The organism is Aliiroseovarius marinus (assembly GCF_050881025.1).
Classification (GTDB): Bacteria; Pseudomonadota; Alphaproteobacteria; order Rhodobacterales; family Rhodobacteraceae; genus Aliiroseovarius; species Aliiroseovarius marinus_A.
Map to the genome: position 1 here is coordinate 1,110,774 of NZ_JBNNXQ010000001.1, position 10,554 is coordinate 1,121,327.

A 10,554-nucleotide genomic window follows, 5' to 3' on the forward strand; every position below is an offset into this window, starting at 1 on the left:
AATCTCCGTTTCGGGTGAAATGTTATGGAGTGGGTGGAATGGCTTACGAAAAGCTTGATAAGGAACCACTGGACTATCTGCCGTGCAGATACGGCGCATCAAAAATCTTGTTTCGGGGGCCGAAACGGTCGCTGGACGGTGACTATATCGTAGCTCTGGGTGGCACCGAGACCTATGGGCGGTTCATGGAGCGCCCCTATCCTGCGATCCTTGAACAGGAAGCGGGTGTGAAGGTCATCAATATGGGATGTCAGAATGCCGGGCTGGACGTTTTTCTGAACGATCAAAGCGTGCTGGATGCCTGTAACGGCGCCCGTGCAACGGTGATCCAAATCCCTGGCGCTGCGAATATGTCGAACCGGTTCTACGCAGTGCATCCGCGACGCAATGATCGGTTTTTGCGGGCATCAAACCTTCTGAAAGCCATCTACCGCGAGGTTGATTTCACCGAGTTCAATTTCACGCGGCATCTGCTGACGACGTTGAAGGAGATTTCCGAGGACCGCTTTGCCATGGTCGAACAAGAGCTGCGCGAAGCTTGGGTGGCTCGGATGAAGACACTGATCCCGCGTGTTCGTTCCCGCGTGGTGTTGCTTTGGCTGGCGGATCACCCAATTTCGCAGGGAGCGCAGGCCGGCCTGCTTGGCCCTGATCCGCTTTTCGTTGACGAAGAGATGATCAACGAGGTGCGGCCCTTTGTGCACGACATATGCGAAGTCGTCGTGTCCCCCGAGGAAATTGAAGTCGGCAAGGATAGCTTGCTGTTTGCCGAGACCGATCGGGCCGCCGCCGACCAGATGCTGGGGAGTGTTGCGCATCTGAAAGCGTCACATGCACTGGAAGCCGGTCTGTTGGATCGGTCAAGGTAATCAAGGAAGCAATTTCAGGCCGCGCTTTGTCCCGGCGCGCGGGGGACCCCCTGCCTGACGTTGCAAAAGAAAAGGCCCGCCAAACTGGCGGGCCTTTTTGATCTCAAATCAAATGGATCAGAGCTTCTCTGTCAGCGCCGGGACGGCTTCGAACAGGTCAGCGACCAGACCGAAATCGGCCACCTGGAAGATCGGCGCCTCTTCGTCTTTGTTGATCGCAACGATGATCTTCGAGTCTTTCATACCAGCAAGGTGCTGGATGGCGCCCGAGATGCCGACGGCGATGTAAAGCTCCGGGGCGACGACCTTGCCGGTCTGACCCACCTGCAGGTCGTTCGGGGCATAGCCCGAATCCACGGCAGCACGCGAGGCGCCAACGGCGGCGTTCAGCTTGTCAGCGAGGGTTTCGATCAGTTTGAAGTCTTCCTCCGAACCAACGCCACGGCCACCCGAAACAACAACGCCAGCCGAGGTCAGCTCGGGGCGGTCGCTTTCGGCAACCTTGTCTTCAACCCATTCCGACAGGGCCGGATCAGCGGCAGCCGATACGGTCTCGACCGGTGCCGAACCACCGTCGCCAGCCGCGTCAAAGGTCGAGGTGCGGAAGGTGATGACCTTCTTGGCATCCGACGATTTCACGGTCTGCATGGCGTTGCCGGCATAAATCGGGCGTACAAACGTGTCGCCATCGACCACTTCGGTCGCGTCCGAGATCACCATCACGTCCAGAAGAGCGGCCACGCGGGGCATCACGTTCTTGGCGTCGGTGGTGGCAGGCGCCACGATGTGATCATAGTCGCCAGCCAGCGATACGATCAGGGCAGCGGTCGATTCCGCCAGGCGGTGACCCAGCGACGCATCTTCAGCAACCAGAACCTTGGCGACACCGTCGATCTTGGCAGCGGCTTCACCAGCGGCGGCAGCGGTGCCACCAGCGGCCAGAACGGTCACGTCACCCAGCGATTTCGCGGCGGTGACAGCTTTGGCAGTGGCGTCCAGCGCCAGTTCGCCATTGTTGACTTCTGCGAGAAGAAGAACAGCCATTATACAGCCCCCGCTTCTTTGAGTTTCTCTACCAGCTCGTCAACCGAACCGACGATGATGCCGGCAGCGCGTGCGGCGGGCTCTTCGGTTTTGACGATCTCAAGACGCGGCGCGGTGTCGACGCCGTAGTCGGCGGCGGTTTTCTCGTCCAGCGGCTTTTTCTTGGCCTTCATGATGTTGGGCAGCGATGCATAGCGCGGCTCGTTCAAACGAAGATCAACGGTGACGATGGTCGGCATCGAAACCTTGATGGTCTGCAGACCGCCATCAACTTCGCGGGTCACAACGGCCTTGTCGCCATCGATGTCCAGCTCGGAGGCAAAGGTGCCTTGCGACCAGCCCAGAAGGGCCGACAGCATCTGGCCGGTTGCGTTCATGTCGTTGTCGATGGCTTGCTTGCCAGCCAGCACCAGACCGGGCTGTTCTTCCTCGACCACTTTGGCAAGGATTTTGGCAACGGCCAGCGGCTCGATATCGTCATGCACATCATCGGTCGCGGTGACCAGAATGGCGCGGTCTGCGCCCATGGCCAGAGCCGTGCGCAGGGTTTCCTGAGCTTGCTTCACGCCGATGGATACAACGACGATTTCGTCGACCTTTCCGGCCTCTTTCAGGCGGATGGCCTCTTCAACGGCAATCTCGTCAAAGGGGTTCATCGACATTTTTACGTTGGCAAGATCGACACCGGTTCCGTCCGCTTTCACACGAACCTTCACGTTGTAGTCGATCACGCGCTTTACAGGCACAAGCACCTTCATTGGCGTGGTTCTCCCAGTTAAGCCCCGAGGGGCAGTCATGCTCTCGCGACACGTTTAGCGGGTTGGACGCGCTGAAAACAGCGTAAAATCGTCACGTACGGTGCCGGGGACGTCGCGTTCTTTCGTTTTGGGGGGGATTCTTTGCAAGAATGTTTCCGTTTCAAGGGAAGCGCAGGGAATCGACTTGCGGCATCGGTGGCTCACTGCGTGAGCCTGAGGGGCGCTGCCCCTGCGCCAAATCAGAGATTTGACGCGACCCCGAGGTATTTTCGACAAGAAAATGGGGCGGATGACGTTTGCCGGATCTTGTCTGCCCGCGCGCAGCGCGGGCCGCCCCCAAGCCCGTCAACCGCCAGGTTGCAAAGGGCGCGGGAGCGTTTGCGACCCGCCTAGCGGTTCGCGCCAGGCACCCAAAGCACATCAGTTTTCCCGTCATCATTGGCGACGCGGGCGGCCACGAAGCACCAATCTGACAGGCGGTTCAGATATCTGACCGTGACCGGGTTAATGTCTTCTTGCGTCGCCAGTTCGGTCGCAAGGCGTTCTGCGCGCCGGCTGACGGTGCGCGACAGGTGCAGGTGTGCGGCCAGTGCCGATCCGCCGGGCAAGATGAAGCTGCGCAGCGGTTCCAGCGCCTGATTCATCGCGTCGATCTCGGCTTCAAGCCGGTCCACTTGTTCCTGTGCCATGCGCAGTGGCGGGTATTCCGCGTCGGCATCTTTTTCCATCTCTGGTCGGCACAGGTCTGCGCCGAGATCAAACAGATCGTTTTGAATGCGCGCGAGGGCTGCATCGATTTCGCCTTCAGCATGAAGTCGCGCCATACCGATTGTTGCGTTGGTTTCGTCGACGGTGCCATAGGCGGTGACACGGGCATCGTGTTTTGCGCGCCGTGATCCGTCGCCCAACGCTGTTTCACCTTTGTCCCCGGTGCGGGTGTATATCTTGTTCAGGACAACCATCAGCCGTTTCCTCCGCGCAGCCAGACAAAGAGCAAGATAAGGGCAATCGCCACGGCCTGTGCCCCGATCCGCCAGCGCATCAACTTGTTGGAATACTTATGTGCTGTTTTGCCGCCAACACCAAAGGACCCGATGCCCAGCATCAGGATAATCAGCACGGCGGCGCAGGCCAGCGCAACAAGCATGAACAGGGGATCGTCGGACATGGGGCCTCGCAGTCTGGGTTCGGCAATTGGATAGACGGCCCCGGCACAAATTGCGAGGCCCAAATGGCGTGTTTAAAGCGTTTCGACTTATTGTCGCGCCTCAAGAATAAGTCGAAATGCTCTAGCCGTTGGGTGTCACGCGATCATTCAGGCGCGTTGACAGAAGGCGCCGGGCGATGCCTGCAATGCGGGTGGCCGTGGTCACATAATAGCGCGGCTTTGGGCGCGGGTGTTCCAGCGCGTGAACAAGCTTTTGCGTCACCGCGGATGGCGGCAGTTCAAACGTGTCTGGTGTGCCGCTGTCATCGTAAAGCCGTTCGCGCAGTTTTTCATATAGCCCGCGACGGGGACTGTTTTGCCAGTCGATCCAGCGTTCAAAATGGGGTTGGGCATTTTCGCGAATGCGTGTGGTGATCGGGCCGGGTTCGATCAGGATCACCTCAATCGGTTGACCGCGCATCTCCAGTCGCAGCGTGTCGGTCAAACCTTCCAGCGCGTATTTCGAGGCAACATAGGCCCCGCGCCATGGCAGCGGTGCAAAGCCCAGCACCGAGGAGTTGTTGATCACCCGACCATGCCCCTGCGCACGCATCACGGGCAGGACCAGACGGGTCAGATGGTGATAGCCAAACAGATTCGTCTCAAAGATTGTGCGCAGCGCGTCCGTCGGCAGGTCCTCGACAGCGCCGGGAATGGCGAATGCGCCATTGTTGAACAGCGCATCCAGCGTGCCGCCTGTACGGTCCAGAATTTCTTTCACGGCGCTTTCCATGCTGGCTTCATCCGCATGGTCCAGACGCAGGCTTTCCAAACCTTCACTTTGCAGGCGCTCACAATCTGCGTCTTTGCGACAGGTTGCAAAAACGCGCCAGCCGCGTTTGGCCAAGGTATGTGCCGCGTCGTAGCCGATGCCGGACGAGCAGCCGGTGATAAGGATGGATTTGCCTGTCATGTTTGCTCCTGTTTCGCCCGAGATATGTATCAGGCTGTGCGCCATGAAAAAAGGCGCAGCGTGGTTGCTGCGCCCGAGTTGGCTCTTGAAACGTTTTTTGTTGTCTTAAAGCTGAGGCTTCAGGAACTTCGAGGCCATGAAGCCGCGCGCGCCGGTTTCGACCACTTTGATCTGGCTCCAGCCATTGTCGGTTTGTGCAATCTCGATCACTTCCATGCCGCGTGTCAGGCGCGACACAACGCCATAACGGGTCGATGGTCCGCCGCGCATATTCACCGAACTACCACTGACATAGAGTGTATCCATCCCGGTATCATCTGCAGGTGCCATGATGGCCGAGGCAGGCTTGGTCATAGCCATGGCCCGTGCCGCTGCTTCGGCCTTGGCGGCCGGGGTCAGCTTGGTGTCGTCCGTCGTTGCAGAAGCTTTCACCAGCAATGCAGGCGCCGGGCGGTCGAGCGCGGGCGCGGCCTGCGCATTTGCGGTCGAAATGACCTCGTTTCCGGATGGCTGTGCGACCACCGCTGCATTGTCCGCGGGCAATTGCGCCGAGACGGCGACAATGCTGCTTTGATCCACGGTTGGCTCGCGTCCGATTCTGTCGGCTGGCAGGCCGTCATCACGTCCAAAATGCATCATGGCGGCGCCCATTACGCCCACCGTCAGCAATGTCATTCGAATAATACCCATAATATCCCCCTACTCGAATACCTGTTAACATCACGCTTTAAATCTGGTCGCGGGGAATGTAATTTGGATTTCCCCCCGCGCGTCTGTGCTTTACGCGACACTTTCACAAAGATACACAACATTTATGACTGATGTAACCGAAAACCACGAAATCCAGCCCGAAGAAGTGTCAGAACCGTTGCGCCGCGCCATTGGCGAGCGTTACCTGACCTATGCGCTGTCCACCATCATGCACCGCGCGCTTCCTGATGCGCGGGATGGGTTGAAACCTGTGCACCGCCGCATCCTTTATGCGATGAGTCGACTGAAGCTGGCATCGGGTGGTAAGTTCCTGAAATCGGCCAAGATTTCAGGGGACACCATGGGTGACTTTCATCCCCATGGCGACGCGGCGATCTATGATGCCATGGCGCGTTTGGCGCAGGATTTTGCGGTGCGTTATCCGCTGGTCGACGGGCAGGGGAATTTCGGCAACATCGACGGCGACAACCCGGCGGCCAGTCGATACACCGAGGCCCGCATGACCTTCGTGGCCGAGGCCATGTTGCAGGGCCTTGACGAAAACGCCGTGGATTTTCGCGACAACTACGATGGCCGTCTGACAGAGCCGGTCGTGCTGCCGGCCGAGTTCCCGAATCTGCTGGCCAATGGTGCGGCGGGGATCGCCGTGGGGATGGCAACCAATATTCCGCCCCATAACATTGCAGAGCTGATCGACGCTTGCTTGCATCTGATCAAGACGCCGGACGCGCGCGACGACACGCTTCTGAACTACGTGCCTGGCCCGGATTTCCCGACGGGTGGCGTGATTGTCGAACCGCCGGAAAATATTGCACAGGCTTACCGGACCGGGCGCGGGTCCTTCCGGTTGCGCTGCAAATACGGGATCGAGGATCTGGGGCGCGGACAATGGCAGATTGTCGTGACCGAGATTCCCTATCAGGTGCAGAAATCCAAGCTGATCGAGAAGATTGCCGAGGTCATCCAGACCAAGAAAGTCCCGATCCTTGCAGATGTGCGTGATGAAAGCGCGGATGATATTCGCATCGTGCTGGAGCCGAAGTCCAAGAATGTGGACCCTGAGCTTTTGATGGGGCTGATGTTCCGCAACTCGGACCTTGAGACGCGGTTTAGCTTGAACATGAACGTGCTGATCGACGGGGTGACGCCGAAAGTGTGTTCGATGAAGGAAGTGCTGCGTGCCTTCCTTGATCACCGCCGTGACGTGCTGGGCCGCCGGTCGCGTCACCGGATGGAGAAAATCGACCATCGGCTTGAGGTGCTGGAAGGCTTTATCGTCGCTTTCCTGAACCTTGATCGTGTGATCGACATCATCCGTTATGACGACGATCCCAAGGCCGCGCTGATGCGTGAAAACTGGGGTATGGATCATGTCCGCGCCATGTCCGAGGCCGACTATGTCAGCCCTGCGCCGGGCGAGGGTGAACTGTCCGAGGTTCAGGCCGATGCGATCCTGAACATGCGCCTGCGCAGCTTGCGCCGTTTGGAGGAGATCGAGCTGGTGCGCGAGCGCGATGCCCTGATGGAAGAACGGGCGGCTCTGGAAGACCTTCTGGAAAGCGAACACCTGCAATGGGATCGCATTTCCGATCAGCTCAAGGAGGCGAAGAAGACCTTTGGCAAGGCGCATGAGGGCGGCGCGCGGCGCACCCAGTTCGCCGAGGCCGGCGAGGTCGAAGAGGTGCCGCTTGAGGCCATGATCGAGCGTGAGCCGATCACGGTCGTGTGCTCGCAGATGGGTTGGGTCCGCGCCATGTCCGGCCATATCGACCTTGGTCGCGAGCTGAAATTCCGCGATGGTGACGGCCCGCGTTTCGTCTTTCATGCCGAAACAACGGACCGGCTTTTGGTCTTCGATTCCAACGGTAAATTCTTCACCCTATCAGCTGCCAACCTGCCCGGAGGGCGCGGCATGGGCGAACCTTTGCGTCTGATGGTAGACCTGCCCAACGAAGCCGAGATCGTGGATTTGTTCATTCACAAACCCGGCCGCAAACGGCTGGTTGCGTCGAACGAGGGCAATGGGTTTGTCGTCACGGAAGATGACGTTCTGGCGCAGACCAAGAACGGCAAGCAGGTTTTGAATGTCGGCGAGGCCAAGGCGAAAATCTGTGCGCCGGTCGAAGGCGACCACGTGGCCATCATCTCGGAAAACCGCCGTCTTCTGGTGTTCCCGGTGGCCGAGGTCAACGAGATGACCCGCGGTAAGGGCGTGCGCTTGCAGAAGTATAATTCTGCACGCGGCAAGCAGGGCATTCTGGAGCTGGATGGGGGGCTGTCTGACGTGAAGACCTTCACGTTGGAAGAGGGCCTGTCCTGGCCTGCAACCGGGGACCGCACCCGTACGGAAAGCGATATGTCGCCATGGCTTGGTAAGCGTGCTGGTGTCGGGAAGGCCCCGCCGCATGGCTTCCCGCGCAACAACAAGTTCGCCTAACCCATGCCTCCGTCCGTCATAGGCACCACATATGCCGGCGCTAAGGGGCCGATGTTTTGGCTGGCCTTGCGCACCGGCGTTCTGACTGTGTTGACGCTGGGGTTCTATCGTTTCTGGGCCAAAACCCGATTGCGCCGCTATTACTGGAGCGCAATCCGGCCGGGCGGCACGCCCCTGGAATATGTGGGGGACCCGTTGGAGAAGCTTTTGGGCTTTCTTGTCGCCGTGGTGTTCATGGCGTTCTATATCGGCGTGGTGAACCTGCTTTTGATGTATTTCAGCTTTGCCCTTCTGAAAGGGAATGCTGCGGCTTATGTGCTCAGCTTCATTGGGTTGGCGCCCATCATCTTTTTCGCGCAATACCGCGCCCGCCGCTATATTCTGGCGCGCACCCGATGGCGGGGTATTCGGTTTGGGCTCGAGCCGGGCGCGTGGGGCTACAGTTGGCGCGCGATGGTGCATTGGGGCGTGGCCATCCTGAGCCTTGGCCTTTTGTGGCCGCTCACAACGCTTTGGTTAGAGAAATACCGGGCGTCACGCACCTATTTCGGATCAGAACGGTTTACCCAATCTGGCCGACGCGGGTTGCTTTTTGGTGCCATGAAACACGTCTATTACCCATTGATCCTGAGCCTTGTGGCCGGTGGCATGGCCGCCGCTTTTGACAACCCGGCCTGGGCTGCATTCGGGTTCCTGACCCTGCCCTGGTTCATCTATGGTCTGGCCTATTGGAAAGCTGAAAGCTTCAAACGCATGACCGAGGCAAAACGTCTGGGCGCGATTGGTTTTGAAACCGCGCCGCGCCCGTGGCGGATCATGGGCATCTATGCTTTGGGTGGGATGCTCATCAATCTTGTCCTGTCTGGCTTTGTCCTATTTGCCGTGATGTTGATCACACTTGCCGCCGGGGTGAGTGATTTCGAAAACGCTGACCTGTCCGACTTTACAGAGCTTGGCATACTGCTTGGTCCGGGCATTGCGCTGCTCTATTTCGGGGTGTTTCTGGCCTATCGCGCGATGGTGCATGCATGGATCACCCTGCCGCTTGCAGCCCATTTTGCGCAGGTGACCCGTCTGATCGATGCGCAGGGCCTGATGGACATCACGCAACGGGATCGCGACGCTTTTGCCGAGGCCGAAGGCTTTGCCGATGCGCTTGATGTCGGGGCTGCAATATGACGACGCTGGACAGCCCAAATTGCTTTGCCGATCTGGCCCAGGGGGATCGTGCCCATCTGACGCGTGTGGGGGTGAGTTTGGGCGCTGAAGGTCTGGCGATGGATTTGCCCGATGGTGACCGTATCGTTTGGGCATGGGAGCAGCTGCGCGCATTGCGCGATCAGGCAGATCGCGACGGTCTGGTGGTGGCGGTTGCCAAGGACCCGCTGCGGCGGCTGTATCTGAAAGATGACCGCGTTATTGCCGACCTGAAAGCCCGCGCGCTTCATCTGTCACGACGCGATCGCCTGATCCCGCTTCGTAAAATAGCGGCCTGGGCGGCCGGGGCGGTGGCGTCCGTGGCGGCGATCATCTTTTTCCTCGTGCCGATTATGGCCGCACAGCTTGCAGCGCTTTTGCCCCCCGAGGGCGAGAAAGCGCTGGGCGATGCTACCTTCGAACAGATTCGCACGGCCCTGTCAGAAACGGGCTTTGATGGCACACGCATTTGCGACGCCCCGGATGGTGTTGCCGCGATGCAGGCCATGTATGACCGGCTCGACCCCTCAGATGACCTGCCATACGAGGTGAAAATCCATATTCTCGATCACGATATGGTCAACGCTTTTGCGCTTCCCGGTGGGCGACTTGTGTTCTTCCGTGGGCTTCTGGAAGAAGCGGAAAACGCCGAAGAGGTCGCGGCCGTTCTTGCCCATGAAATCGGTCATGTGGTCAATCGCGACCCGACCCGTGATGCGCTCAGGTCTGCGGGATCTTTGGGCGTATTGGGGCTTTTGTTCGGAGATTTCGCGGGTGGCACGATTGCCCTGTTCCTGGCCAACCAGTTGATCAATGCAAGTTACAGTCAGGCGGCTGAGGCCGCAGCAGACGACTATGCACATGAATTGCTTGAGAAATCCAACCTTTCTCCTCATGCATTGGGCAGTTTCTTTGATCGCCTGAAAGCCGAACACGGAGATGCCGAGGGGATCATCGCGCATTTCGCATCGCACCCTCAGATGGCGGACCGGATTGCAGCTGCCCAAGCAGCGGTTGACCCTGATCGCGCCTATGGCAAGGTGCTGGATCAAACGCAGTGGCATGCGCTGAAAGCGGTATGTGCCAGCGGTTCCGCCCGCCAGTCGGATGAGGCAATTCCTGAAAAGAAAAACTGGCCATAAACCAACATTGCGCCCGCACGATGTGATGCCTTCGCCAAATTCCTGCGGTCTCGCCACCAGAAGCCTTGATTTTCCCCGCGCAAGCGAGTAGCTAGCGCGCGATATTGAACCCGGGTTCAGCCGAACCCCCCAAGAGACGAGGCTTTGGCTCATGGCAAAGGAAAAGTTTGAACGCGGTAAGCCGCACGTAAACGTTGGCACGATCGGCCACGTTGACCACGGTAAAACCACACTGACGGCAGCGATCACCAAGTATTTTGGTGACTTCCAGGCATA

Annotated in this window: 11 protein-coding genes; 5 read left to right on the forward strand and 6 right to left on the reverse strand. The window is 58.8% G+C overall.

Translation table 11 applies throughout. The annotated features are described in order from the left end of the window. Positions 1-38: 38 nt before the first annotated feature. On the forward strand, positions 39-869 hold the full coding sequence (locus tag ACRY08_RS05330) for a DUF6473 family protein (protein ID WP_432448810.1): 831 nt from the start codon (positions 39-41) through the stop codon (positions 867-869). A gap of 117 nt (positions 870-986) precedes the next feature. Here ACRY08_RS05330 and ACRY08_RS05335 read toward each other — a convergent pair whose 3' ends face one another. The 6 genes from ACRY08_RS05335 to ACRY08_RS05360 all read right to left on the reverse strand — a co-directional run bounded on the left by ACRY08_RS05335 (position 987) and on the right by ACRY08_RS05360 (position 5,481). Continuing rightward, the gene (locus tag ACRY08_RS05335; protein WP_432448811.1) at positions 987-1,913 is read right to left on the reverse strand and encodes an electron transfer flavoprotein subunit alpha/FixB family protein; all 927 of its coding nucleotides are present in this window, start codon (positions 1,911-1,913) and stop codon (positions 987-989) included. Next, on the reverse strand, positions 1,913-2,671 hold the full coding sequence (locus tag ACRY08_RS05340; protein ID WP_432448812.1) for an electron transfer flavoprotein subunit beta/FixA family protein: 759 nt from the start codon (positions 2,669-2,671) through the stop codon (positions 1,913-1,915). The genes ACRY08_RS05335 and ACRY08_RS05340 overlap by 1 nt, the downstream gene beginning before the upstream one ends. 389 nt (positions 2,672-3,060) lie before the next feature. Further along, a complete protein-coding gene (locus ACRY08_RS05345; RefSeq protein ID WP_432448813.1) occupies positions 3,061-3,633 on the reverse strand; it encodes a cob(I)yrinic acid a,c-diamide adenosyltransferase in 573 nt (190 codons plus the stop codon). After that, positions 3,633-3,839 (reverse strand): twin transmembrane helix small protein, encoded by a 207-nt coding sequence (locus ACRY08_RS05350; protein ID WP_432448814.1) that lies wholly within the window; start codon positions 3,837-3,839, stop codon positions 3,633-3,635. The genes ACRY08_RS05345 and ACRY08_RS05350 overlap by 1 nt, the downstream gene beginning before the upstream one ends. 121 nt (positions 3,840-3,960) lie before the next feature. Beyond that, complete coding sequence (locus tag ACRY08_RS05355; protein WP_432448815.1) at positions 3,961-4,791, reverse strand: SDR family NAD(P)-dependent oxidoreductase; 831 nt, start codon at positions 4,789-4,791, stop codon at positions 3,961-3,963. A gap of 105 nt (positions 4,792-4,896) precedes the next feature. Next, complete coding sequence (locus ACRY08_RS05360) at positions 4,897-5,481, reverse strand: SH3 domain-containing protein (RefSeq protein WP_432448816.1); 585 nt, start codon at positions 5,479-5,481, stop codon at positions 4,897-4,899. 124 nt (positions 5,482-5,605) lie between these two features. Here ACRY08_RS05360 and ACRY08_RS05365 point away from each other — a divergent pair, with 124 nt between their 5' ends. From ACRY08_RS05365 to ACRY08_RS05380, 4 genes are all read left to right on the forward strand, one after another. Then, positions 5,606-7,939, forward strand: a complete 2,334-nt coding sequence (locus ACRY08_RS05365; RefSeq protein ID WP_432448817.1) for a DNA topoisomerase IV subunit A — start codon at positions 5,606-5,608, stop codon at positions 7,937-7,939. Between the two features lie 3 nt (positions 7,940-7,942). After that, positions 7,943-9,118 (forward strand): DUF898 family protein, encoded by a 1,176-nt coding sequence (locus tag ACRY08_RS05370; protein WP_432448818.1) that lies wholly within the window; start codon positions 7,943-7,945, stop codon positions 9,116-9,118. Then, on the forward strand, positions 9,115-10,278 hold the full coding sequence (locus ACRY08_RS05375; RefSeq protein WP_432448819.1) for a M48 family metallopeptidase: 1,164 nt from the start codon (positions 9,115-9,117) through the stop codon (positions 10,276-10,278). The genes ACRY08_RS05370 and ACRY08_RS05375 overlap by 4 nt, the downstream gene beginning before the upstream one ends. 151 nt (positions 10,279-10,429) lie before the next feature. Then, positions 10,430-10,554: GTP-binding protein (locus tag ACRY08_RS05380; RefSeq protein WP_432448859.1), on the forward strand; the 125-nt coding region annotated here is incomplete at its 3' end.